The organism is Flavobacterium sp. GW823-FHT04A11 (assembly GCF_058796535.1).
Genome location: NZ_CM179503.1, coordinates 939,783 through 966,202, shown reverse-complemented (window position 1 = coordinate 966,202; position 26,420 = coordinate 939,783). Strand labels below are relative to the sequence as shown.

Below are 26,420 nucleotides of genomic sequence, written 5' to 3'. Positions count from 1 at the left end.
ATTTAAGTTTTGAAAAGCTTCGTTGTTGTAGTTAATTTAACAAAAGCGAATATGGAAAAGTTAAAATAGTGGCAAAAAACATATGGTATATTAATTTTTTTTAACGTTTTTTTATTAATACTAAAATTATTTGTAAATTGGTTGCATAAACTAACAAAAACCTAAACCAATGAGAGGATATTTACTAATTATGTTGTTTTTCTGTGGGATTTCCTTTGCGCAGAATACAGTTACCGGTACAGTGACCGATAGTAACAAACAATCTATTCCCGGAGCCAATATTAATGTAGTGGGAAGTTCGACCGGAACTTCTACTGATTTTGATGGTTCTTTTAAATTGAATACTGCTGCTAAACCGCCTTTTACAATTAAAGTTTCGGCAGTGGGATTCGAAAGTAAAACAATAAATGTGACTTCGTTAAACCAAAACATTAGTGTGGTTTTGAAAGATGAAGAAACTAAATTAGATGAAATTGTGGTTTCGGCTTCGAGAACTCCTGAGCGTGTAATTGAGTCTCCGGTTACTATTGAAAGAATGGGACTTCAGGAAATCAAGAATACTACCGCAGCTACTTTTTATGATGGTTTAGAAAACTTAAAAGAGGTTAACTTTAATACCAGTAGTATTTCCTTTAAATCGATAAATACTCGTGGTTTTGCTACAGTGGCCAATACGCGTTTTATGCAGTTAGTTGATGGAATGGATAATTCGTCACCGGCTTTAAACTTTGTGTTGGGTAACTTAATTGGTATTTCTGATATTGATGTAGCAAGTGTCGAACTTTTACCTGGAGCTTCTTCTGCACTTTATGGTGCTAATGCTTTTAACGGTATTATGTTTATGACGAGTAAAAGTCCTTTTGCAAATGAAGGAATAAGTGTTTATTATAAATATGGACAAACAAGTCAGGATGCTGCAGGAACAAACGATTACAATGATTTTGGAATCAGAGCTGCAAAAGCATTTACCAAACATTTTGCATTGAAGGCAAACTTCACTTATATGGAGGCTTCTGAATGGATCGCAGCCGATACGAGAAGTATGACAGGGGGTTCTGTTGGACATGCAATGAATCAAAATTATGATGGATTGAATATATATGGAGATGAGGTTACGACTTTTATTCCAAATGTTGGACAGGTTAGCAGAACCGGATATCGTGAGCAGGATTTAACGGACAATAAAGTTAAAAGTATGAAGGCTGATTTTAGTGCTCATTTTAAACCTTGGGCAAACGATACTGAAATAATCTTACAATATAAAATTGGTACAGGAAGTACTATTTATCAGGGAGCAAACAGATATGCCTTAAAAGATTTCTTAATGCAACAGGGTAAATTTGAGATAAAAGGGAAAAACTTTTTTGGAAGAGTTTATTTTACAAGTGAAGATGCGGGAAATTCTTATGACATGAGATTTGCTGGCTGGAACGTTAACAGATTAGCAAAATCAGATAAAAACTGGTTTACAGATTACGGAACAGCTTTTCAATTGTCTTCTGCTGTACTTGGTCTTAATGCAAATGACGCTGCAAATTATGCCAGAAATTTTGCTGATTATAATGTGTCACCAAATTTACCATTAGTTCCAAATACAGATCCTCTTAATCCAGGTGCTCCAAGATCACCAAGATTTGAGCCGGGTTCTGCGCAATTTAAGAATGCACTTAATACGGTTACTTCTAATCCTGACTTAACTGAGGGAGCTAAATTTATCGACCATTCAAAATTATATCATTCAGATGTCAATTATAACTTTAGAGATATTATCAAATTTGCCGAAATTCAGGTAGGTGGTTCATGGAGAAAATACATCATGGATTCTGAAGGAACAATCTTTACAGATTATGATGGTCCAATCGAATATAAAGAATACGGGGCTTATGCACAATTGCAAAAAAAATGGATGGACGACAGATTGAAATTTACAGGATCTGTACGTTATGATAAAAGCCAGAATTTTGATGGTAATATTTCTCCAAGAATCTCTTTTGTGTATTCTGCAGGTGAATCGAAAAGACATAATTTCAGAGTATCTTATCAAACAGGTTTCCGTAATCCAACTACTCAGGATCAATATATTGGTTTAGATTTAGGGCCATTTGCTTTAATTGGTTCTGCAGCAGACAACTTAGATCGTTTTCAGGAAACTCAACCGGTTAGTGCTGCTGGTCAGGCTATCCCAGGCGCAGGTATTGGACCAACAGTTAACTTATCAGGACGCAGTGCTTATGAAAACTCGTATACATTAGCCTCTGTTCAGGCATTCGTAGCATCTTCAAACCCTGCTGATCTTAAAGTAGCAAATCCAAGATTAGTAAAGCCGGAAGAAGTACAGGCTTTTGAAGTAGGATATCGTACAGTTGTTCAAAATGATTTGTCGATTGATATCAACGGATATTACAATATTTATAATGACTTTATGAATACTTCAAGAGTAATCACGCCTTATTACGGAACAGTAGGGACAAATCCTGCAGATGCAAGCGTTGCGTTAGGTTATGCTGCTTTGGCTTTTGGTGACAGAAGAGTGTATCAGGTTTATACGAATACAACTGCTCAAATCACATCGTTAGGTTTTGGAGTTGGTTTATCTAAAAAAGTATATAAAGATTTTGAAGTAGGAGTTAACTATAATTATGCTCAATTTGATTTTGATCAAACAGAAGATCCAAGTTTTGTTGCCGGATTTAATACTCCGAAACACAGAATTAAAGGTTCCTTCGGTAATGCCAAAGTAACTAAAAACTTAGGTTTTAATGTGAATGTAAGATGGAACACCGAATATTTATGGCAATCTTCTTTTGGAGATGGAATGATTCCGGAAAACACAGTGCTTGACGCTCAGATTAATTATGGTATTCCAAAATTAAAATCAGTTATTAAAGTGGGAGCCACAAATCTTTTTGGAAAAGATTATCTTCAGGTAGTGGGTGCAGGTATGATTGGTCAAATGTGGTTTGCTTCATGGATAATTAATCCATAAATGAAAATGAGTTGATCAAAGTTTTTTCTTTCAATAAAAAAGAAAGAGGTAATAATTTAAAAGTTAATAACATGAAAAAAAATATAAAATGGCTATTATTGGTTTCTTTAACCTTTATGGCGGCTTGTAATAATGATGATAATGATAATACGCCAGAAGAGGTTCCTGTAACAGCCGGATCTGCAGTTTTTGCAAAATATGTGGCTCTTGGGGATTCTTTTGCAGCAGGTTATAGTGATAATGCCTTATTTAAAAAAGGTCAGGAAAACGGCTATCCTAATATATTGGCGCAGCAGTTTGCAGCAGCAGGTGGTGGTACTTTTACAACTCCATTTATGAATGATAATATTGGAGGATTGCTTTTGGGAGGAAATGTTGTGGCAGGAACTCGTCTGTATTTTAATGGGACGGCACCGGTTAATGTGGCTGCAAAACCAACAACAGAAGTTACGGCACATCTTACGGGTTCGTTTGGTAACTTAGGTGTTCCGGGTGCTAAAAGCTTTCATTTGCTGGCTGCTAATTATGGAAACGTTGCCGGAGTAGCATCAGGAGCTGCAAATCCGTATTTTGCCAGATTTGCCAGTACACCTTCAACAACAGTTTTGGCAGATGCCGTAGCGCAGGATCCAACATTCTTTTCTCTTTTTATTGGGGGAAATGATGTTTTGGCTTATGCAATTTCTGGAGGAGCCGGAAAAGATCAAAAAGGAAATCTGAATCCTGCTACCTATGGAAGTAATGATATAACAGATCCAACTGTTTTTGCAAACGTTTATTCAACTTTAGTTACAGGTTTAACAGCAAAAGGAGCAAAAGGAGTTTTGGCAAATTTGCCATATATTACTGCTTTGCCTTATTTTACAACCGTTCCTTATAACCCTGCAACGCTTACAGAAGCTTTAGCTACACAGTTAAATGCTGGTTACGCACCTTATAATGCTGGTTTGAAGCAGTTAAATGATGGTAAAATCTTGTCAGACGATGAATATGCCAAAAGAAAAATAGTTTTTAAAGCAGGTCTTAATGCAGTAGTAATTGTAGATAGTTATTTAACAAATTTTTCAGCTGCAGGTCTTCCATCGTATAGACAAGCAACAAAAGAAGATTTAGTTGTGTTATCTGCAAGAACTTTTATAGGAACAACTGTGGGTGGTGATCCGACAAAAGTTAATGGGCTTTCTGTTCCATTAGCAGATAATTGGGTTTTAACGAAAGACGAAGCGCTGGAGGTTAAAAATGCGACAGATGCCTACAACACAACAATTTCCGCAATTGCAACCGAAAAAGGTTTGGCATTTGTTGATACGAGAGCTGTTTTGACACAATTATCAAGCGGAGGAATTAAATTTGGAAATTTTAGTTTAACATCAGCGTATGTTACGGGAGGAGCTTTTTCTTTGGACGGAATTCACCCGAGTGCAAGGGGCTATGGCTTAATTGCTAATATATTCGTAGATGCAATTAATACAAAATACGGTTCAACATTGCGCCATGTTGATTTGAGTACTTACCCAATTCAATATCCTGCATCATTATAAAAGACCATTTTTTTTCGAAAAAAGCCGCTCATTTAAAAATGCAGTGGCTTTTTTTATTTGTGAAAAAAATTACCATTTTAGATATTTGAAGCCTGACTTTTAGGAATCAAACAAAATCATGGTATTTTTTATGAAAAAAAAATTGATTTTATATTTTAAAAAATTATCTTTGCGCTCTGAAAAAAGAGGTATTTTCGATAAACCTAAATAGCTATTTAATAAATACATAAGTAATGTCAAAAGTAATAGGAAAAGTTGCTCAAATCATTGGACCAGTAGTTGACGTAGTTTTCAACGGTAAGGATGTTGAACTTCCAAAAATTTATGATTCACTAGAAATCACTAAAAAAGACGGAACATTGTTAGTTCTAGAAGTGCAATCTCACATTGGAGAAAACACTGTTCGTACCATTTCTATGGACTCTACAGACGGTTTGTCAAGAGGATATGAAGTAGTTGGAACAGGAAATCCAATCCAAATGCCAATCGGTCCAGATGTATATGGAAGATTATTTAATGTAATTGGAGATGCAATTGATGGTTTAGGAAACTTGCCAAAAGATGGTGATAATGGATTGTCTATTCACAGATCTGCACCAAAATTCGAAGATCTATCAACTTCATCTGAAGTTTTATTCACAGGTATTAAAGTAATCGATTTGATTGAGCCTTATGCAAAAGGAGGTAAAATTGGATTGTTTGGTGGTGCTGGTGTTGGTAAAACAGTATTGATTCAGGAGTTGATCAACAATATCGCAAAAGGTCACGGTGGACTTTCAGTATTCGCAGGAGTAGGTGAAAGAACACGTGAAGGAAATGACTTGCTTCGTGAGATGTTAGAGTCAGGAATTATTAAATACGGTGATGATTTCATGCACTCTATGGAAAATGGAGGATGGGATTTATCTAAAGTAGATATGCCAGGAATGAGAGAGTCTAAAGCTACTTTCGTTTTCGGACAAATGAATGAGCCTCCTGGAGCTCGTGCACGTGTGGCACTTTCAGGATTATCTATCGCTGAGTATTTCCGTGATGGAGCAGGAACTGATCAAGGTAAAGACGTATTGTTTTTCGTTGATAACATCTTCCGTTTTACACAAGCAGGTTCTGAGGTATCAGCACTTTTAGGTCGTATGCCTTCTGCAGTAGGATACCAACCAACTTTGGCAACAGAGATGGGAGCTATGCAAGAGCGTATTACATCTACAAACAAAGGATCTATTACATCTGTACAAGCGGTTTACGTTCCTGCGGATGACTTAACTGACCCGGCGCCTGCAACAACGTTTGCTCACTTAGATGCTACAACAGTATTGTCTCGTAAAATTGCTGAGTTAGGTATTTATCCAGCGGTTGACCCGTTAGATTCTACTTCAAGAATTTTGACTCCTCAAATTTTAGGAAATGAGCACTACGACTGTGCACAAAGAGTAAAAGAGATTCTTCAAAAATACAAACAATTGCAGGATATTATTGCGATCTTAGGTATGGAAGAATTGTCAGAAGAAGATAAATTATCAGTATCAAGAGCACGTCGTGTTCAACGTTTCTTATCTCAGCCATTCCACGTAGCGGAACAATTTACAGGTATTCCTGGAGTTTTGGTTGACATTAAAGATACTATCAAAGGATTCAACATGATTATCGACGGTGAGTTAGATCATCTTCCTGAAGCAGCTTTCAACTTGAAAGGTTCTATTCAGGATGCTATCGAAGCTGGAGAAAAAATGTTAGCTGAAGCTTAATATAATTATGAATTATGAGTTATAAATTATGAGTTTCAACTCACTTATAACTCATAACTTATAACTCATAACTAAAAAAAGATGATTTTAGAAATAGTATCACCAGAAGCAAAATTATTTTCAGGAGAAGTAACATCTGTTACATTGCCTGGAGTTGATGGAAGCTTTCAAATATTGAATAATCACGCTCCTATTGTTTCTATTCTGGAAAAAGGAACTGTAAAAATTGCAGCTCCAAAATTTAGTTTTTCTAAAGAAGTAGCGGGCAAATTCACGAAAGTAAATGAACAGACCTATACATTAGAGATCAATTCAGGTACAATCGAGATGAAAGACAATAAAGTAATTGTTTTAGTTGACTAAGACGATTTCAAAATAAATTTAAAAGCCATTCGCTAATGTGAATGGCTTTTTTATTTGGAAAAAACATAAATAAACAAAAGCCAGTCAATCATATTTGGCTTTTATTTTTTATTTTTGAAGTATTAGAATCTCTTTATAAAATATTGATCGTTACATAAAAGCTCAGTAAGCTTTTGTGATTGTGCTTTTCAAGTTGATAAAGCATAATATACCTATGTCAAATTTTATAAAGAAATCTCATGAAAAATATAAATAAAGTTGCCGTTTTAGGCGGTGGAGGAAGAACTGGAAAATATCTTGTAAACCAGTTATTAAAAGAAGGATTTAGCGTAAAACTTTTACTTCGACATCCTGAAGATTTTACAATCCAAAATACAAACATCGAAATCATCAAAGGTGACGCAATTGATTCTAAAAGTATTCAATTGTTGCTTGAAGGCTGTGATGCTGTTTTAAGTACAATTGGTCAGCGTCAGGGCCAACCACTTGTGGCAAGTGCAGCAACAATAAATGTGCTCAAGTCGATGAAAGATTTAAATATCAATCGCTACATTTTATTGGCCGGAATAAATATCGATACACCTTTTGATAAAAAAAGTGCTAAAACTACTTTAGCTACAGACTTTATGAAAACCAATTATCCCATAATTCAGGAAGATCGCCAAAGAACATATGATCTTTTGGTAAATAGTGTTGTAGATTGGACATTGGTTCGGGTTCCGTTTATTGAATTCACTACTGTCAATTCAGATATTATAGTTGATCTTGAGGATTGTCCGGGTGATAAAATAAACGCCGGAGATATTGCAAACTTCATGATTGATCAGATTAAGGATGATAAATTCATTAGGAAATCTCCGTTTATAACCAATTAATAAAACTTTAAACATTAACGGCGGGCGATATCAAACCCGCTGTTTATTTATATTGAGATCAATTTCATAACTTTGCTTTTATGAAATTACCTGAAAATCTTATACAGAAACTAGAGAATCGAAAGCAAAATAATTCGTTGAGAAAATTGCCGAGTTTTAATAATCTTGTCGATTTTTCTTCTAACGATTATATTGGGTTTTCAAAGTCAGAAGCTATTTTCAAGCATACGCATCATTATTTAGTTGAAAACGAAATCATACAAAATGGCGCAACAGGTTCCAGGCTAATTTCGGGGAATCATGATGCATATCAAAATGCGGAAATTTTTATTGCGCATTTTCATGAATCAGAATCGGCTTTAATTTTCAATTCGGGTTACGATGCCAACGTTGGTTTTTTTAGCGCTGTACCGCAACGAAATGATGTTATTTTATATGATGAATTAAGTCATGCTTCTATTCGCGATGGAATTGTAATGTCGAATGCTAAATCGTATAAATTTAATCACAATGATTTTGAAGATCTGGAGCGATTAATTCAAAAATTTCCAGATACAAATATCTACATAGTTACAGAAACCGTTTTTTCTATGGATGGCGATAGCCCGAATTTGGAAGAATTAGTTTCACTTTCTGAAAAATACAATTGTTATCTGATTGTTGATGAAGCGCATACTTTGGGTGTTTTTGGTGAAAAAGGAGAAGGTTTAACCCAATATTTAAATCTTCACGATCGAATTTTTGCCCGAATAATGACCTTTGGAAAAGGTTTAGGTTGTCATGGTGCAGCAGTTTTAGGCAGCTCTGATCTAAAAGAATATCTGGTCAATTTTGCACGCAGTTTTATTTACACCACGGGATTATCACCACATTCTGTTATTACGATTCTTACCGCTTACCAACATTTGGAAATCGAAAAAGAAACAATTGAAAAATTGCGTCAGAATATTGTGTTTTTTAATCAGCAAAAGAATTTATTAGGATTAAAGCCAATGTTTGTCCGAAGTAAATCTGCCATTCAATCCGCTATAATTCCGGGAAATGAAAACGTCAAAAAGCTGGCGCAACAACTTCAGGATAAAGGTTTTGATGTAAAACCAATATTGTCGCCAACCGTTCCGGAAGGTCAGGAGCGTTTGCGTTTTTGTATTCACAGTTATAATTCAGAAGAAGAAATTAATGCTGTTTTAGCGTTATTGGCTAACTTTGTGTTCTAATAATTTTTACACAGAGCTTCACAAGAAAAAGCACAAAGCAGCACAGAGATTTTGTGAATCTTTTTTTGCTTTGTGAATCTCTGCGAAACAAAAGCTTATGAAACTATTTATAACCGGTATTTCTACCGATGTTGGTAAAACAATAACTTCGGCAATTGTTGTTGAAGCGCTGGAAGCAGATTATTGGAAACCTATTCAGGCAGGAGATTTAGATAATTCTGACAGTCATAAAGTAAAGTCTCACATTTCAAATTTGAAATCGCAATTCTATCCCAATTCTTATCAGTTAAATACACCCGCAAGTCCGCATTTAGCAGCAGAAATTGACGGAATTACAATTGATTTGAAACAAATTTTGGAACCAAAAACAGAAAATCATTTAGTAATTGAAGGTGCCGGCGGAATTTTTGTTCCGTTAAACGAAAAAGATTCGATTATTGATTTAATTCAACCCGATTATAAAGTGATTGTAGTTTCAAGGCATTATTTAGGAAGTATAAATCATACTTTATTGACTATTGAAGCCATTCAAAACAGAGGATTTAAGGTGGCCGGAATTATCTTTAGCGGAAGCGAAAACAAATCAACCGAAAGTTTAATTCTGAACAAAACCGGAATAAAATGTATCGGCAGAATTGATGAAGAACCATATTTTGATCAAAATGTAATTAAAGAATACGCTGATTTATTCAGAGATAATCTTCTAAATTTATAGAGCAATGAATATAGAATAAAGAAAATAGACTTTCCTATCTTTGTCAAAATTATAGAAGTCTAGTCTTATTTCTATACTCTCTATTCTATTTTCTAAATACCATGACTTTAACAGAAAAAGACAGCCAATACCTTTGGCATCCTTATACACAGCACAAAACATCTCAAGCTCCAATCGCTATTTCAAGAGGAGAAGGAGCATTGCTTTGGGACGAAAACAATAAAGAATATATTGATGCAATCGCCTCTTGGTGGGTAAATCCGTTTGGGCATAGTAATAAATTTATTGCCGATGCGATTTACAAACAGTTAACCACCTTAGAACATGTTTTGTTTGGAGGTTTTACACACGAACCCGCGATAAAAGTTGCTGAAAAACTGATAGAGATTTTGCCTAAAAATCAACAAAAAGTATTCTTTTCGGATAATGGTTCTACAGCAGTTGAAGTTGCTATAAAAGTCGCTTTACAGTATTTCTTCAATAAAAATGAAAAGCGAACAACGATTATTGCTTTCGAAAATGCATTTCATGGCGATACTTTTGCCGCAATGGCAGCAAGCGGAATTTCATTTTATACGCAGGCATTTCAGGGAATGTTTATTGATGTAGTTCGAATTCCGGTTCCGGTAAAAGGGCAGGAGCAGGCAAGTTTTGATGCTTTACAAGAAGTAATTAAAAATCATAATTGTGCCGGATTTATTTTTGAACCTTTAGTACAAGGAGCAGCGGGAATGGTGATGTATGAGCCGGAAGCTTTGGCGAAACTGATTCAGATTTGTGCAGCAAATAAAGTCCTGACGATTGCTGATGAAGTGATGACAGGTTTTGGTAAAACAGGAAAAACCTTTGCAATGGATTATGTTTCAGAGCAACCGGATATGATTTGTTTGTCCAAAGCCTTGACAGGAGGAACAATCCCGATGGCGATCACGACTTTTACGCAAGATGTTTTTGATGCTTTTTATGATGATGATATTAATAAAGCATTATTTCACGGACATACTTTTACGGCGAATCCAACAGGTTGTGCGGCAGCTCTGGCGAGTATCGATTTATTGCAGACTGCGGAAATGCAGGCTAATATTGCAAGGATAAATGCAAGTCATTTGAAGTTTCAACAGAAAATTGAAAATCATGCAAAAGTGATTACCGCGAGAACTTTAGGTGTTATTTTTGCAGTTGAAATCAAATCAGATTCAGAAGAAAGTTATTACGGTTCAATGCGCACAAAACTCTATAATTTCTTTATTGATAAAGGCGTTATTTTACGTCCGGTTGGTAATATCGTTTATATTTTGCCTCCGTATATTATGACGGATGAACAGCTTCAAAAAGTATATAAAACAATTGAAGAAGCGATTGAAATGGTGTAATTTTGCTTTGCCCACAGATGGTACGGATTAAACGGATTTATGCGGTTGCTAAATTTATAATCGGTGAAAACCTGTTAGATCAGCGTCATCAGCGTGCCATTTTTAATAAATCTCCGCGGACTTTGCGGTTAAATAAAATATTTTGAATACACAAAAAATAGCCATAACAGCTTTTTCTTCCATTTCTCCTTTAGGAAATAATGTGGATGCTGTATGGGAAAAATATCTCGACGATAAACACTGTTTTTCCAAGCAGTTTTTAGATCAGCAGGAAACATCCGTAGCAGCTCTGGAACCTGAATCAAAACAAATTGTTGCAGAAGTTCGGGAATCTGATATCAAATATAAATTTCTGGATGATTCTGTTTTGTTCGCTTTGGAGGCTTCGCGAAAAGCGGTGCAAAAAGCGGGCTGGAAAGAAGATGATGTTTTTGGAATTAATATTGGTTCTTCCCGAGGAGCTACTGATTTATTCGAAAAACATTACAAAGAATATATCGATACAGGAAAAGCACAGACGCTGGCATCTCCAACAACAACTTTAGGAAATATTTCGTCCTGGATTGCACATGATTTACAAAGCGCTGGTCCCGAAATTTCGCATTCTATAACCTGTTCTACTGCCCTTCATGCATTATTAAATGGAGTTGCATGGTTAAAATCAGGCATGGCGGATAAATTTTTGGTAGGAGGAAGTGAAGCACCTTTAACTGATTTTACAATTGCCCAAATGCGTGCTTTAAAAATCTATTCCCGTATTGATCAGGAAAAAGAACCTTGGCCAAATCTTGCTTTTGATTTTGAAAAAACGCAAAACACTATGATTTTAGGCGAAGGCGCAGCGGTTTGTTGTTTAGAAGTCGGAGAAAAAGAAAATGCCATTGCGTATGTAACAGGAGTTGGTTATGCCACCGAAATTTTAGAGCATAATATTTCGATTTCAGCAGAAGCAGATTGCTTTCAAAAATCTATGAAAATGGCTTTGAAAGATGATAATTTAGAAGATATTGATGTAATCGTAATGCACGCGCCGGGAACTATAAAAGGCGATTTAACAGAATTGCGTGCCATAGAAAAAGTGTTTGGCGAAAAATTACCTCTATTAACGACTAATAAATGGAAAATAGGACACACTTTCGGGGCATCCGGAATATTGAGTCTGGAACTTGCACTTTTAATGATGGAGAAGAATACTTTTATAGATGTTCCTTTTTCAGAAAACCAAAACCAAACAAAACCCATTAAAAAAGTATTAATTAATGCTGTTGGTTTTGGTGGAAATGCAGTTAGTATTTTGATTGAAAAAGCATAAAACTTTACCAAAATATCAAATAAAAAAATCCCAAATTCCTATCTGGAATTTGGGATTTTTTTATTTGATGATTATAATTCTTTAATTAAAAATAATCTTTTTAGTAGCTGTAAAGTCATTATCCAGGGTAACTTTTACCAAAAGAACCTGATTGGCCGATGGCAGGTTTTGGATCTGAAGTTCGGTTGTTCCGACTTTCTTTTTATTGTAAAGCAGTTTTCCCGTTACATCAAAAATGGTTACTTCCTTAATATTTTCTTTTGAAGAAAGAACCTTGATGGTTTTCTCTTTTACAGAAATCACAAGTCCGTTTTCAGTGTTTTCAAAATCTCCTGTTCCCAGTGTTTTGTTCGTGTAACGCAGTACAAAACGATCGGCAAATGTTCCTTTTTCGGTTGTAAAGGTATAATCGCTTGTTTTCAGGTTGTTTATAGTCCCTGTTTTCTTGTCTTCCAGATAAATGTTCTGATTGGTTAAATCGCCGTCTACCTCATCAATGGAAATCGTGAAATCTCCCGCAACTGTAGTTCTGTATCCAATTGGAACCAAATCTGTGTCTGTAAAAGGCAATGAACGCGCCTGGATTACATAATTGTTGCCATTGGCCACACTGTAAAAATCAAGGTACGGATTGGCATCAAAACTCACCCCGTCGTATCTGTTTTCATATTCATTGGTGGCACCTTCCACATATCCTACCAGCATTTGCTTGAAGGCCCCTCCTGCATTTTTCATGTTCAGCCACACGCGGTGTCTTTCAGAGCTTGCAGCCGATTTGAAAAACTGGCTGTTGTTGGCCGCCCCAAGACGCATGCCGTTGTTAAAGGTAACCGTTCCGGCAGTAGCGGCGCTGATAAAAAAGGATTGTCCCGCTCCAACATCTCCTGATGGTTTGGCGTTATTATTTCCGGGAATGCTTCCGCTAAGGGCAGATTCCTGAGTTGCAACACCTCCCGTCTGGTTATAACTGGCATAATCCGTTGAGCTGTATTGGTATGCCCCTGATAAAACCACAGGGGTGTTATGGGTCCAGAAATAAAGTGTTCCGTCTAAAAACGTATTGTCATCCAAAAATTTCTTGGCATTCAGTGCTGACGGATAAGGGTTTCCTACCAGATAGTATTTCCCTGCAGTCATGGTTTCCCCTGTCAGGGTTCCGTTATTAGGAACACCTATGAAAGAAGCTGTATAATCTGCTTTTGCCGTATTGGAATACGTATTTGGTCCGCGGATGATATATCCTTTTCCTACCACCATATTGGTGTTTACATTGGTTGATACCCAACTGTTTCCGTTAAAGCCATAGAATTTATCGTAAGAAGATGCCGGTGAAACATCAATAAGCTTTTGAGGGCTTACCGGTGTTGACCAGTATACGTAATCGGCCTGGCGGATCTGCGCCGCGATACGTCTGTAGCTAATCTTTCCTGAGTTGATACCGGCCGTATTGTTTACCTGAACAAGGCTTGAGTGGTTGTCAAAAGTCAGCGATGCTGTTGGTGAAACGGTAAGTCCGTTTACGATGTTCAACGTTCTGCTCGAAGGAACCGTGATGCTGATTCCCGGATTAAGGGTCAGTGAACAGGCCGTTAAATCGGCAGATACCGTAAAAGCTCCGGCAATAACCGCCGCTTTTGTAGCATCAGGCGTGCCGTTTGACCATGCTGTACCGTTCCAGGTTGTGGAGGATTGGTCTGTAATTACCACATTTCCTGTTGCCGGAGATTTACAACCTGTACTATTTGTTACTCTAAAAGTATAGGTTCCTGCTGCAAGTCCAGTAACGGTATAACTTGTTCCTGAACCAGTAGTTGTAATAAGTCCGGGACTTCTTTCTAATGTCCATGTTCCGGAAGGAAGATCTGTTAATGTTACGGTTCCTGAAGCACTGCAATTTACAGGGCTTGGAGTTCCAACTGTTGGAGGCGTTAATAAAACAGTTGTTGTTGCAATATTATCATTAATTGTTTGTCCCGAAATATCTTCAACAACATTTAAGGAAGGATCTTTTCCTGTAACTTTTGCTGAATTAACCACTCTTCCGGCAGCAACATCTGCGGCGGTAATCGTATAAGTTCCGGTTAATGTTACCTTGTCTCCAGGTGCCAAATAAGCAATTGGATTACCAACAATAGTCGGCACTAGCGGATCTGTAACCTGAATATCAGTTATTGGCACATCTCTGGTGTTGGTAACTTCAAAAGTATAATTGATTTTATCTCCTAATTTGCCACAAGATGACATTGACGCTTTCTTAACAAGGCTTAGTTCTGCAATTTTTAAGGAGTTACTGTTAAAAGCAATGAAAGCACAATCTGAACTACCCGAAAAAGTAACTACAAAACGATCTACTTGCGCAGCATTACTTGCGTTTATGCCAAATGCACTTGCTTCAATTCCTAACATTCTAATATCTCTGGTGGCTGCAGGAGTAAAAGCAACAGCCCCATTATCAGCTCTGAACAAATCAAGGCTGTATGTACCAATTGCAGTAACGGCATCAAATTTTATAGAAAGTATCGTTCCCACAGTATTTCCTGAAGCATCTATAAATTTGAAGGTGTCATATTGGTTTCCCGGTTCGGCAACCTGAGTTACAATAATGTCCGGAACATTATCATTTAAACCGGCAATATTTATATTATTGGTTCCAATTTTAAATTCGGCTGTACCTGCTTTTATGTTTGCAATACCGGTTCCAATACTTAAACCATTAGTTCCGTCAGTAAGTCTGGAAGCAAGTTCTGCGCCCGTAGAAGTTGTTCCTGTTAATGGCGGACGTAAAGATGCTGTAGAAGCTGATTCGTCTATCATTGAACCTTGGAGATAATACATGCTTGTATCTAATCCTAAGGTTTGAATTTTTAAAGCCCTAAATTTTTGAGCATTATATGTTACTCCATTTGTATTAAGAGCGTTATCATTTACACCTGTAGAATAGGTAACTCCATTCCATGAAAATGCTAATAAATTGTTTTCTCTATCAGGTCGGTTTCCAGCTGCAGTTACAGCATTTGATGTCCAATATCCTTTCCAGTCCGTATGAATTCTTGACACAGGAATAATGGTACTTTGGCTTATCATTTTAAAAGAAATCAGAAAAAAAAGTATTCCTAAATTTTTTAAAAATAAAGAACGAATTGACAAAAGTCTTTTTGGGGTCATACAATTTTTGGGTTAGTTTGTTTTGATTATTAATTTGGGGATTGCTAAAGTCTCGGTAGGTTATTAAACTGCTAGCAATTAATTTTTAGATAGTTATAGTTATTATTCAATTTCGATATGCCATTACCCGAAAAATCCGGCAACTTTCGTTGTCGGATTTCTCATATCTTTATTTAAATTACAAAATCAATTAAAAATTATTTTCTTAGACATGACATAGCCATTTTCTAAAGTTACTTTGGCAATCAATATTTGATTACCTGATGATAAATTTGATACTTGTAATTCTGTTGTTCCTACTTTGTTTTTGTTATAAAGCTGTTTTCCTGTTATATCATAAATCGCAATTTGACTTATATTTTCCTGAGACGACACTATTTGTATTGCTTTATTTTTCACTGAAACTAAAACTCCGTTTTCAACATTTTCAAAATCTCCTGTTCCTAAGGTTTTGTTTGTATAACGAAGAACAAGACGATCGGTAAAAGTTCCTTTTTCGGTTGTGAAAGTATAATCACTTGATTTTAAATTATGTATTTCGCCTGTTTTCTTATCCTCCAGATAAATATTCTGATTCGTTAAATCGCCATCAACTTCATCAATAGAAATCGTAAAGTTTCCTGCAATTGTCGTGCGGTATCCTAAAGGAACCTGATCAGAATCCCTAAAAGGTAATGCACGAGCCTGAATAACATAATTATTTCCGTTGGCCACACTATAAAAATCAACATACGGATTGGCATCAAAACTAACTCCGTCATATCTGCTTTCGTAGTCATCAGAAGCTCCTTCAACATAACCTACCAACATTTGCTTGAAAGCTCCTTCTTCATTCGTCATGTTTAACCACACACGATGTTTTTCAACTTCTCCTGATTTTGCTGTAGCAGATTTAAAAAACTGACTGTTACTTGTTCCTCCAAGTCGCATTCCATTATTAAAAGTTACGGTTCCTGGAGTAGCTGCGCTTGCAAAAAAGGATTGACCTGCACCAATTTTTCCTGTTGGTTTACTATTATTACTTCCAGATTTGCTTCCGCTAATTGCCGGTTGTCCGCCAACACCACCTGTAATGTTATAACTCGCATAATCAGTTGAACTATATCTGTAAGCTCCTGCTAAAGTTACCGGAGTATTGTGAGTCCAGAAATATAGAGTTCCTTCTAAAAATGGATTGTTTGCTATAAATTTATCAGCATCCATTCCAGACGGATAAGGATTTCCTACCAAATAAAATTTACCGGCAGCTAATGTCTGGCCTGAAAAAGTACCATTATTTGGGACTCCAATAAATGAAGCCGTATAATCAGCTTTTTCAGTAGTCGAAAAATTGTTTGGAGCACGAATGATATAACCTCTTCCAACAATCATATTATTATTGACGTTGTTTGATACCCAATTATCACCACTAAAACTATAAAATTTATCCTGAGGCGATAAAGGCGACACGTCTATAAGTCTTTGAGGACTCACCGGTGTTGACCAATACACGAAATCTGCCAGACGAATTTGCTCGCTTGTACGTTTGTAAGTGATTTTACCTGTGTTAATATTATTTGCTGTATTCGTTTGTAATAAACTTGAATTATTTTCAAAAACTAAAGAACCATTTGCTTCTACTGTTATTGCATTTTCAATGGTTAAAGTATTTGTACTTTCTACTACCAATGAAGCTTTATTGTTTACAGTAAGATTGTATGCATTAGAAGATGCGTTGGTGCCAGAGATAGCCGGTTTGTTTGTAATATTCGTAAGATCTGGTATTACAACACAATCAGATGCAGTTGGCACTCCGTTTGGAGACCAGTTTGCAGCAGTATTCCAGCTTGTACTAGTTGCCCCTGTCCATGTTTTATTAGAAGGAGCATTAACAGTTACAGAGATTGTAGCAGATACACATCCTGAACTATTTTTTGTTGAAAGATTATAAGTTCCCACGGCAACTCCAGAAAATACACCGCTGGTATTTGAATAAGTTGTTCCGTCTATACTGTATGTTATTCCAGTGGCTGGTGTTGGTGCAGAAAATGTTATTGTTCCTGTGTTTACACCACAAGTTGGTTGTGCTGTTACAGATGCTGTTGGCGTAACAGGTTTTGGATTTGTAATAAAAGCTCCTGAAACAGCGCTGGTTGCAGTACCACATCTTCCAGTTACAATACAATAATAATATACTGTTCCTATAACACTTGATTGCGGAGTATAAGTATTTGTTCTTGCACCGTTAGCCGTATTTAATGAAGTTCCTCCAGTATTACTATTAGAATTATTGCTATACCATTGATAAGTTAATGTACCTGTTCCTGTTGCCGTTACTGATATTGGAGAAAATGAGTTTCCAATACATTGTGATTGTGTAGCAGTTGATTGTGAAGTTATTGCTGTTGGAGCATCAACATCTATTCTTGTTTCTATTGCATATTCTATTGGACAATTTCCAGATTTTATAACCGCTCTATAAGTTCTAAAGGCTGTTAAAGTTTCTGTTGGCGTATAAGTTGTTAAGTTTGCCGTACCTGGAATTGCAGTATACGTTGCATTATTAAAATCATCACTATACTCCCATCTCAAAACTTTACTTGCGTCAGGATAATCCAAATCGCCGCTTAAAGCATATAATTTTAAAGTTGGGTTTGTGTTCCCTGGACAAATATGAGTTCCGCCTTTCGTTCTTCCTCTGTCAATTACTGCTATAGTTACAGTCGCTACTGTAGAATAAGCCGAAGCACATCCTCCATTCGTTACTAAAGCTTTATAGTATCTTGTTGCATTAAGATTTCCCATTTGGGCACTTGTCAACGTTGCAGAAGTGGCTCCGTTAATATTTGTAAACGCATTATTATCACTAGAAACCTGCCATTGAATAGTTCCTGTATTTCCTGTTAATGTAATATTATCCGGTTGATTTCCTGAACAAATAGATTGTGATGAAGAAGCTGTACCGCCTACGCTTGCAGCATTTACAGTTATTCTTCCTGTTGCAGCTATATTGCCACAGCCCGTTACTAATGTAATATTATAATCAAAAACTCCTGATTGTGATGGTGTTCCCGAAATTGTTACTGTGGATTTATCAGCAGATAATGCCGCACTTACTCCTGTTGGAAGATTGGCTGATGAATTAATACTTGTTACTCCTGAAACAGTATGCGTAATTGCTGTTATAGCATTATTTATACATACTTGTGGACTCGATGAAGCTGTACTTACAGTATTATTCGCAACTGTTACAGTATTAGTTGCAGCAGAAGTTGTAGAACATCCGTTTGAATAATTTACAGTAACTGTTTTACTTCCAGCCGTTTTCCATTGCAATACAACTGAATTACTGGTTGCACTTGTTGATCCTGAAATAACGGTGTAATCTGTTCCTAGAGTTCCCGGAATACTCCAAACATAATTTGATTTTCCGGATTCTGTTGTATAAGTAACATTTGTGTTAGGGCAAACAGTTCCTGAAGGTGCTGTTGTAAATGTTGGAGTTGAACCCGAATTTACTGTTACAGCGATATTATTTGAAGCATTACTTGGGCAATAATAACCGCCTTTTGTTGTTGTTACCGAATAGTTTCCGGCAGTTGTAACCGTTATACTTCTTGTTGTCTGACCATTAGACCATAAATAATTATCCTCAAGACTTGAGGTTAATACTACACTACCGCCTTGGCAAAAGGTTGTAGAACCTGTTGCTGTAATTGTTGGAGTAGCAGTTTTATTTCCTGTTACGTTTACATATTTGTATTTTTTCGCATTCGTTTTACAGTCATTTGAAACTTCAACTGTTAAATTATCTTGTGAGCTTCCAACAGTTACCGTAATCGAGTTTGTGTTAGCTCCTGAAGTAATTGTCCATCCTGAAGGAACTGTCCAAACGTACGTTTTTGCATTTGCAACCGGAGGAATTGAATAAACCTGACCTGTGTTTCCCTGACATTGCGGAGACACTCCCGTTATTTCACCAGTAGCTCCTAAATCAGCAAAAACAGTAACCAGTTTTTGAGAAGTCTTATCAGAACATCCAGATTGCGTTAAAGTATAAATTACATAAGCAGTTCCCGGTGCTTTACCAACTGCATTGGCATTTTGTCCGTTAGGTGATACTTGTAAAACTGCAGGGTTTGAAGATGACCAAGTACCACCTCCCCAACCCGTCGAGTAAAAAGATTCTGTGGCGCCAACACATATTTTATCCGTATTACTATTTACTGTACCTGCATTTGCACCACATTGTGCATTTGAGATAGTAGAATTTAGTGCTAAAACAAAAATGATAAATGTTCTGATATAAATTTTAGAAAATTTTAGATCGGAAACAAATGGCATATTTCTTTTAGAAATTAAATTTTTCAAAAAATCTCCAAATGAAAAAGATAAATTAGTAAAAAGTGAAATACAAAAAAGTAAAGTTTTTTTCATGTTAAATGTTTTCTATCAGGTTGTTATGCTGGCATAATAAATTTGACCGAGCAAAGATAGATACATCTACGTGTTTGTATGAAACGAGGATTTCAGAAGAGCTGAATAATCGTTGAAATGTTAAAATAGTCGTTGAAATACACTTAAAAAATGACGATTCTGTGTTATTTCTTATAAATTGACAAAGTTAAAAATAAGAAAAATCGCTAATATATGCCCAAATCACATAATATTTTTGAGCTAATTATCAAAAAAACGTCAGATATGGTGAATTATTCTCAAAATAGTGATTTTCTGACATTTAGCAAAATTCTTAAATTTATAAGTTTTTTTTGATCCTAATAAGAAGTCTCAAAGCGATTTTACTCACAACTTTTTTTGGGCTAAAATTGATCCGGATTTTGTTCGAATTCTTTCATTTTATCATAAACCAAATTACTTTCATATCCTCTTCGTAATAAATAATCACAAAATTTCTTTCTTTTTTTGAGGCTGTTTTTTTCGTGAATACTTTCCCAGCATCTTTCTGAAAGCTGATCAAAAGTGTTTTGATATTCTTCTGCAGAAATTTCTTTTAATGCCAAAGTAATATTCGTCGCAGAAATTTGTCTGGCTTTCAATTCATTTGTAATTCTTATTCTGCCCCAATGTTTAATTCGGTGCTTACCTCTGGCAAAACTGCATGCAAATCGGGTTTCGTTCAAAAAATTATCTTCAATTAAACGAACAATAATAGTATCAATTTCTTCAGAAGTCATTTTTAAATCATAGAGTTTTGAAATCACTTCAGCGTGGCAGCGCTCCTGATAGGCGCAAAAATGTTCTAGTTTTTGTATTGCTTCAGTGATTGTCATGATTTAAGATGAAATTTAGTGGTGTTAAAATATTGTTGATTATTAGCAAAAAGTAGGAATTTGTAGATAAATGGGTATTTTTTTAAGAAAACAAATATATAAAACCTAAATATATATATTTTTTGTAAGTAAATTTTACTTTTATTTCATTAACTGTCTTTATTTCAGTAACTTAGATATAATGCGTTTTTAAGAAAAAAGATACATCCGGATTGATCACAATACTAATGATTTTTTTCCTTAAAGATACTATAAGCCAAATTATAATTAATCTAAATACCACCATTATGAAGCTAAAATTATCTTTACTATTATTTATTATCTGTGCCTCTTTATGGGCTCAACAAAGAATACATCAATTCACCGCAAGTGGTTCATTATTCGTTCCAGCCGGAATTACAAGCATAAATGCTCAGGCTTGGGGAGGTGGTGGTTCAGGTGGTGCGGCTAGCCAACCAGCTGTGCTAACTGGAAGAGGAGGGGCCGGAGGAGGAGGAGGAGCTTATGCCGCCGCTGCAATTACAGTAACACCCGGAACAACAATAAATACCGTTGTTGCATTACAGACGCCAGGGTCAACTGGTGATGGTGCTGCGGGTGGCTCTTCTACTATTACTGGTTTTACAAATGTTATTTTTGCTGGCGGAGGATCTGGTGGAGGAGCTAATTTAACGGGAAATACTCCTACCGGAGGCGCCGGTGGAATAGCAACATTTGGAACTACTAAAACAAATGGTGCAGCGGGAGGTGCTGGATCTACAGCAGCTTTTGCTTTATTAGTATCAGGAGCGGGAGGAAATGCCGCTAATACTGCGGGAGGTGGCGGAACCGGAGGAGCTGGTGTTGGAAGTGGACTTGGCACAGTTAATATAGCAGGAAATCCAGGAAACCTTTATGGAGGCGGAGGAAGTGGCGCAATGAACACTAATAACAGTGTAAGTGCTGTCTACAATGGAGGTGCTGGTGCTGCTGGTCATGTGACTCTCGATTATACCTGTACGACATATAGCCTTTCTGCAACGACAGCTGCCAATACATGTATCACATTAGGAACCACTACGGTAACCCTTACATCATCAGCAGCAAATTTACCTGTTGGAACTTATACAGTAACTTATAGCCGAAGCAATCCGTCTGCAACCGGACTTACCGCAAGTATGACAGTTACAACTGCAGGAACAGGAACTTTTACAGCAACCGGATTTACGAATGTTGGAACAAGTACAGTAACAATTACCAATCTGGCATCTGGAGATTGTACTTATGCCGTTACAGCAAATAATACATCAGCTGTGTTTACTATCTCTCCAGTATCTGTGGGAGGAACTGTTGGTGGCGGAACTACAATTTGTAGTGGTTTTGCAAGTGGTACATTAACATTAACCGGGAATACTGGTACAGTTGTAAAATGGCAATCTTCTGTAAACCCTTTTTCAACTTGGACTGATATTGCAAATACAGCAACAACTTATACTTCCGGAGCACTTACTCAAACAACGCAATTTAGAGCAGTTGTTCAAAGTGGAACATGTGCCGCTATCGAGTCAGCTTTCACGACAGTAACTGTAAATCCTTTGCCGACTATTACACTTGGAACGGTTGCACCAGTTTGTACAAGTGCAAGCGCGCAAAATACGACTTTAGCTTATACGTTAACTACAAATTCACCCACAACATACAGCATTACATGGAATGCGTCACCAACCAATACTTTTGCAGCGGTTACAAATGCTGCATTACCTGCAAGCCCAATTACGATTGCCGTACCTGCAGGAACAGCTGCAGGAACTTATACCGGAACAATAACAGTTAGAAATGCAAACAATTGTACTTCGAGCCCGGGAGTGAATTTTAGTGTTGTGGTAAATCCTTTGCCGACTATTTCGCTTGGAACGGTTGCACCGGTTTGTACAAGTGTGAGTGCGCAAAATACTACTTTGGCTTATACGGGAACTACAAATTCTCCCACAACATACAGTATAACCTGGAGTGCTTCACCAACATTTGCGGCGGTTACAAATGCTGCATTACCGGCAACGCCAATTACAATTGCCGTACCGGCGGGAACAGCTGCGGGAACTTACACCGGAACAATAACAGTTCGCAATGCAAATTCTTGTACATCAAGTCCGGGAGTTAATTTTAGTGTTGTGGTAAATCCGTTGCCAACAATTACGCTTGGAACGGTTGCACCGGTTTGTACAAGTGCAAGTGCGCAAAATACCACTCTGGCTTATACGGCAACTACAAGTTCTCCGACGACATACAGTATAACATGGAGTGCTTCACCAACCAATACTTTTGCAGCAGTTACAAATGCTGCATTACCCGCAAGTCCAATTACGATTGCCGTACCGGCGGGAACGGCTGCAGGAACTTATACCGGAACAATAACAGTTCGCAATGCAAATTCTTGTACATCGAGTCCGGGAGTAAATTTTAGTGTTGTGGTAAATCCTTTACCTACTATTACCCTTGGAACGGTTGCGCCGGTTTGTACCAGTGCGAGTGCACAAAACACGACTTTGGCTTATACGGCAACTACAAGTTCACCGACGACATACAGTATTACTTGGAATGCTTCACCAACCAATACTTTTGCAGCAGTTACAGATGCAGCATTACCGGCAAGCCCAATTACGATTGCCGTACCTGCGGGGACTGCTGCAGGAACCTATACCGGAACAATAACGGTTAGGAACGCAAATTCTTGTACATCAAGTTCAGGAGTAAATTTCAGTGTTGTGGTAAATCCTTTACCAACTATTACTCTTGGAGCGGTTGCACCAGTTTGTACAAGTGCGAGTGCGCAAAATACAACTTTAGCTTATACGGCAACTTCAAATTCGCCCACAACATACAGTATTACCTGGAATGCTTCACCAACCAATACTTTTGCAGCAGTTACAGATGCTGCATTACCCGCAAGTCCAATTACGATTGCCGTACCGGCGGGAACAGCTGCAGGAACTTACACTGGAACAATAACAGTTCGCAATGCAAATTCTTGTACATCAAGTCCGGGAGTAAGTTTTAGTGTTGTGGTAAATCCTTTACCAACAATTACTCTTGGAACGGTTGCACCGGTTTGTACAAGTGCAAGTGCGCAAAATACGACTTTGGCTTATACGGGAACTACAAATTCTCCGACGACATACAGCATTACATGGAGTGCTTCACCAACCAATACTTTTGCAGCGGTTACAAATGCTGCATTACCCGCAAGCCCAATTACGATTGCCGTACCGGCGGGAACGGCTGCAGGAACTTACACCGGAACAATAACAGTTAGAAACGCAAATTCTTGTACATCAAGTTCGGGAGTAAATTTCAGTGTTGTGGTAAATCCTTTACCTACTATTACCCTTGGAACGGTAGCACCGGTTTGTACAAGTTCGAGTGCGCAAAATGCATTATTAAATTATACAGGAACGACAAATTCTCCAACAACATATAGCATTGTTTGGAATTCAGTTCCTGCTAATACTTTTGCAGCAGTTACAAATGCTTCATTGCCTGCTAGTCCAATTACAATAGTTGTACCTGCCGAAACTCCTGCGGGAACTTACACCGGAACAATAACAGTGGGAAATGCTAACAATTGTAGTTCTGGCACAGGAGTAAATTTTAGTATTATTGTAAATCCTTTACCAACTGTAACACTTGGAACTATTACACCAGTATGTGCCAGCGTTAATGCACAAAATGTAACATTGCCTTATAGCGGAGCGACAAATTCACCAACAACTTACAGTATTGTTTGGAATTCATCTCCAGCTAATAGTTTTGTACCCGTTACAGATGCTGCTTTGCCGGCAAGCCCAATTACGATTGCCATACCTGCGGGAACTTTAGCCGGAACTTACATTGGAACTTTAAGAGTGAAAAACGCAAATGGATGTGCAACTGACCCGGGATTAAATTTCAACGTAACGATTAACCCGTTACCATCAGCTCCCGTAATTGGAACCATAACTTCGCCAACATGTCTTGTCCCTACAGGAAGCATTGCTTTGAGTGGATTGCCTCTTGGCGGTACGTTAATTAGATATCCGGGTGCTATTACAGAACCTTATTCCGGAACAACGGTTACTATAGCAGGTCTTTCTGCCAATATTTATACTTTTACAGTTAATAATGGAACATGTACTTCATTACTTTCTTCAAATGCCGTAGTGCCGGGATTAGTTACCAATACTTATACCACTTCCTGGTCTAATGGAACACCCACACTGGATCAGAATATTGTTTTTGCAGGAGATTATGTTTCAGCAGGCGGAGGTTCAGGAAACATAAATGCATGCAGCTGTACTGTCAATTCCGGGGTAAATGTTACAATACAATTCCTGGATACTTTGACTATTCTTAAAGCATTGACCAATAATGGAGGAACCGTAAGTTTTGAAAATAATTCCAGCTTGATACAAAATACAAACGCGGTCAATACAGGAAACATTTCTTATAAACGTACAAGTTCACAAATTCGCATGGCCGATTATGTGTATTGGTCGACACCGGTTAATCCGCAAAGACTTATTGATGTTTCACCATTATCGCCTTTGGATAAATTTTATGGTTTTAATGGTACAACATGGGTAGCAAACAGCCCATATAGCAATATGATAGTTGGTAAAGGTTATATCATTCGTGGACCAAGTAATTATTCAAATAGTGTAAAAACCGATTATACCGCTTCCTTTGTTGGTGTGCCAAATAATGGCAATCTATCTGGAGAAACAGTAACAGGAGGTAATTTTTATTTGCTTGGAAATCCTTACCCGTCGGCTCTTGATTCAAATCTCTTTTTAAGTGCCAATACTTTTTTAGACGGAACACTTTATTTTTGGACACATAACACTCCTGTTGTGTTGTCTGGTGCATATCAATACAATTCAGATGATTATGCAAGTTATAATTTGACCGGAGGCGTTGGTACAGGACAAGCTGCTCCAAGTGGTACGCCAGCAAATAACAATAGTGTTCCAACCGGTAAAATTGCTGCCGGACAAGCATTTTTCGCAACTGCAAATAGTGCCGGTACAGTATCATTTAGCAATGCAATGCGCTTGGGAGGAGCAAATAATACCCAGTTTTTTAAAGCTTCAGATGCCTCATCCGAAAGACACCGTTTATGGCTGAACATGACAAATACAGGTGGAGCTTTTAAACAAATGCTGATTGGTTATGTTGAAGGTGCGAGTAATGAATATGAAAGCAGTTTTGATGGAAAAACTTTCGACGGCAATCCGTATCTGGATTTTTACAGCATAGGTAATGATCGAAAATATGTTATTCAGGGTCGTGCATTGCCTTTTACAGAAACAGATGTTGTTCCCTTAGGTTATCGCAGTACAATTGCGGGTGATTTCACAATTTCTATAGATCATGCAGATGGCGATTTAAAGAATCATGCTGTTTTCATAGAGGACAAAGCGACTAATACCATTCAGGATCTGCAAGTTGGTAATTATACTTTTTCTACTTCAACCGGAACTTTTACAGATCGTTTTGTATTGCACTTTTCAAATAACACTTTAGGAATTGGTGAATTTGAAACAAGCAATCAAGATATTCTCGTTGCTGTACAAAATGAAGTCATTACCATTAGTTCAAATGCCGACAAAATAAGTACCATTTATATTTATGATCTGTCGGGCAAAATGATTTACAAAGAGACTAACGTTTCAGACACTGTTTTGAAAATTGATGATTTAAAAATTAAAAAACAGGTTCTGTTGGTAAAGGTAATTTTAGACACAAATACTACCAAAACCTACAAAATAATCTTCTAAAAAAGTAAGATTTAAAATTTTAAAAAAGTCCACTTATTTATTTTAAGTGGACTTTTTTTGTGGGAA

Annotated in this window: 13 protein-coding genes; 10 read left to right on the top strand and 3 right to left on the bottom strand. The window is 37.1% G+C overall.

Annotated features, from left to right (window positions below):
* Window positions 1–169 precede the first annotated feature (169 nt).
* The 9 genes from AC3QL1_RS04250 (at window position 170) to AC3QL1_RS04210 (ending at window position 12,127) form a co-directional block, all read left to right on the top strand.
* On the top strand, window positions 170–2,986 hold the full coding sequence (locus AC3QL1_RS04250) for a carboxypeptidase-like regulatory domain-containing protein (RefSeq protein ID WP_492495386.1): 2,817 nt from the start codon (window positions 170–172) through the stop codon (window positions 2,984–2,986).
* A 71-nt stretch (window positions 2,987–3,057) separates the two neighbouring features.
* Window positions 3,058–4,527 carry an SGNH/GDSL hydrolase family protein gene (locus AC3QL1_RS04245; protein ID WP_492495385.1) on the top strand — a complete coding sequence of 490 codons (1,470 nt, stop codon included), beginning with the start codon at window positions 3,058–3,060 and terminating at the stop codon, window positions 4,525–4,527.
* A 233-nt stretch (window positions 4,528–4,760) separates the two neighbouring features.
* Window positions 4,761–6,272, top strand: a complete 1,512-nt coding sequence (gene atpD / locus AC3QL1_RS04240) for a F0F1 ATP synthase subunit beta (RefSeq protein WP_115845029.1) — start codon at window positions 4,761–4,763, stop codon at window positions 6,270–6,272.
* Between the two features lie 81 nt (window positions 6,273–6,353).
* Complete coding sequence (locus tag AC3QL1_RS04235) at window positions 6,354–6,635, top strand: F0F1 ATP synthase subunit delta/epsilon (RefSeq protein WP_492495383.1); 282 nt, start codon at window positions 6,354–6,356, stop codon at window positions 6,633–6,635.
* Window positions 6,636–6,874: 239 nt separating this feature from the next.
* Window positions 6,875–7,510: an NAD(P)-dependent oxidoreductase gene (locus tag AC3QL1_RS04230; protein WP_492495382.1), complete on the top strand. Its 636-nt coding sequence runs from the start codon at window positions 6,875–6,877 to the stop codon at window positions 7,508–7,510.
* 80 nt (window positions 7,511–7,590) lie between these two features.
* Complete coding sequence (locus AC3QL1_RS04225) at window positions 7,591–8,727, top strand: aminotransferase class I/II-fold pyridoxal phosphate-dependent enzyme (RefSeq protein WP_492495381.1); 1,137 nt, start codon at window positions 7,591–7,593, stop codon at window positions 8,725–8,727.
* A 97-nt stretch (window positions 8,728–8,824) separates the two neighbouring features.
* Entirely contained in the window at window positions 8,825–9,442 is a 618-nt protein-coding gene (bioD, locus tag AC3QL1_RS04220) for a dethiobiotin synthase (protein WP_492495380.1), read from the top strand.
* 101 nt (window positions 9,443–9,543) lie between these two features.
* Window positions 9,544–10,815, top strand: a complete 1,272-nt coding sequence (gene bioA, locus AC3QL1_RS04215) for an adenosylmethionine--8-amino-7-oxononanoate transaminase (protein WP_492495379.1) — start codon at window positions 9,544–9,546, stop codon at window positions 10,813–10,815.
* A 142-nt stretch (window positions 10,816–10,957) separates the two neighbouring features.
* Entirely contained in the window at window positions 10,958–12,127 is a 1,170-nt protein-coding gene (locus AC3QL1_RS04210; protein WP_492495377.1) for a beta-ketoacyl synthase N-terminal-like domain-containing protein, read from the top strand.
* Window positions 12,128–12,208: 81 nt separating this feature from the next.
* Here the strand turns inward: AC3QL1_RS04210 and AC3QL1_RS04205 are convergent, their stop codons facing one another.
* From AC3QL1_RS04205 to AC3QL1_RS04195, 3 genes are all read right to left on the bottom strand, one after another.
* On the bottom strand, window positions 12,209–15,211 hold the full coding sequence (locus AC3QL1_RS04205; protein ID WP_492495376.1) for a DUF8693 domain-containing protein: 3,003 nt from the start codon (window positions 15,209–15,211) through the stop codon (window positions 12,209–12,211).
* Window positions 15,212–15,478: 267 nt separating this feature from the next.
* Entirely contained in the window at window positions 15,479–19,615 is a 4,137-nt protein-coding gene (locus AC3QL1_RS04200; RefSeq protein ID WP_492495374.1) for a DUF8693 domain-containing protein, read from the bottom strand.
* Window positions 19,616–20,091: 476 nt separating this feature from the next.
* Window positions 20,092–20,562, bottom strand: coding sequence for a regulatory protein RecX (locus AC3QL1_RS04195; RefSeq protein WP_492495372.1), 471 nt, complete (start codon window positions 20,560–20,562; stop codon window positions 20,092–20,094).
* 287 nt (window positions 20,563–20,849) lie between these two features.
* On the opposite strand from AC3QL1_RS04195, the gene AC3QL1_RS04190 reads away from it, so the two are divergent.
* Window positions 20,850–26,354 carry a DUF8693 domain-containing protein gene (locus AC3QL1_RS04190; protein WP_492495371.1) on the top strand — a complete coding sequence of 1,835 codons (5,505 nt, stop codon included), beginning with the start codon at window positions 20,850–20,852 and terminating at the stop codon, window positions 26,352–26,354.
* The last annotated feature ends 66 nt before the right edge of the window (window positions 26,355–26,420 follow it).

What these genes read in the sequence shown, in the direction of transcription:
- bioD (WP_492495380.1), top strand. Translation starts at nt 8,825, where the DNA reads ATGAAACTATTTATAACCGGTATTTCTACCGATGTTGGTAAAACAATA.
- AC3QL1_RS04235 (WP_492495383.1), top strand. Translation starts at nt 6,354, where the DNA reads ATGATTTTAGAAATAGTATCACCAGAAGCAAAATTATTTTCAGGAGAA.
- AC3QL1_RS04200 (WP_492495374.1), bottom strand. Translation starts at nt 19,615, where the DNA reads ATGCCATTTGTTTCCGATCTAAAATTTTCTAAAATTTATATCAGAACA.
- AC3QL1_RS04195 (WP_492495372.1), bottom strand. Translation starts at nt 20,562, where the DNA reads ATGACAATCACTGAAGCAATACAAAAACTAGAACATTTTTGCGCCTAT.
- AC3QL1_RS04245 (WP_492495385.1), top strand. Translation starts at nt 3,058, where the DNA reads ATGAAAAAAAATATAAAATGGCTATTATTGGTTTCTTTAACCTTTATG.
- AC3QL1_RS04225 (WP_492495381.1), top strand. Translation starts at nt 7,591, where the DNA reads ATGAAATTACCTGAAAATCTTATACAGAAACTAGAGAATCGAAAGCAA.
- bioA (WP_492495379.1), top strand. Translation starts at nt 9,544, where the DNA reads ATGACTTTAACAGAAAAAGACAGCCAATACCTTTGGCATCCTTATACA.
- AC3QL1_RS04250 (WP_492495386.1), top strand. Translation starts at nt 170, where the DNA reads ATGAGAGGATATTTACTAATTATGTTGTTTTTCTGTGGGATTTCCTTT.
- atpD (WP_115845029.1), top strand. Translation starts at nt 4,761, where the DNA reads ATGTCAAAAGTAATAGGAAAAGTTGCTCAAATCATTGGACCAGTAGTT.
- AC3QL1_RS04190 (WP_492495371.1), top strand. Translation starts at nt 20,850, where the DNA reads ATGAAGCTAAAATTATCTTTACTATTATTTATTATCTGTGCCTCTTTA.
- AC3QL1_RS04205 (WP_492495376.1), bottom strand. Translation starts at nt 15,211, where the DNA reads ATGATAAGCCAAAGTACCATTATTCCTGTGTCAAGAATTCATACGGAC.
- AC3QL1_RS04230 (WP_492495382.1), top strand. Translation starts at nt 6,875, where the DNA reads ATGAAAAATATAAATAAAGTTGCCGTTTTAGGCGGTGGAGGAAGAACT.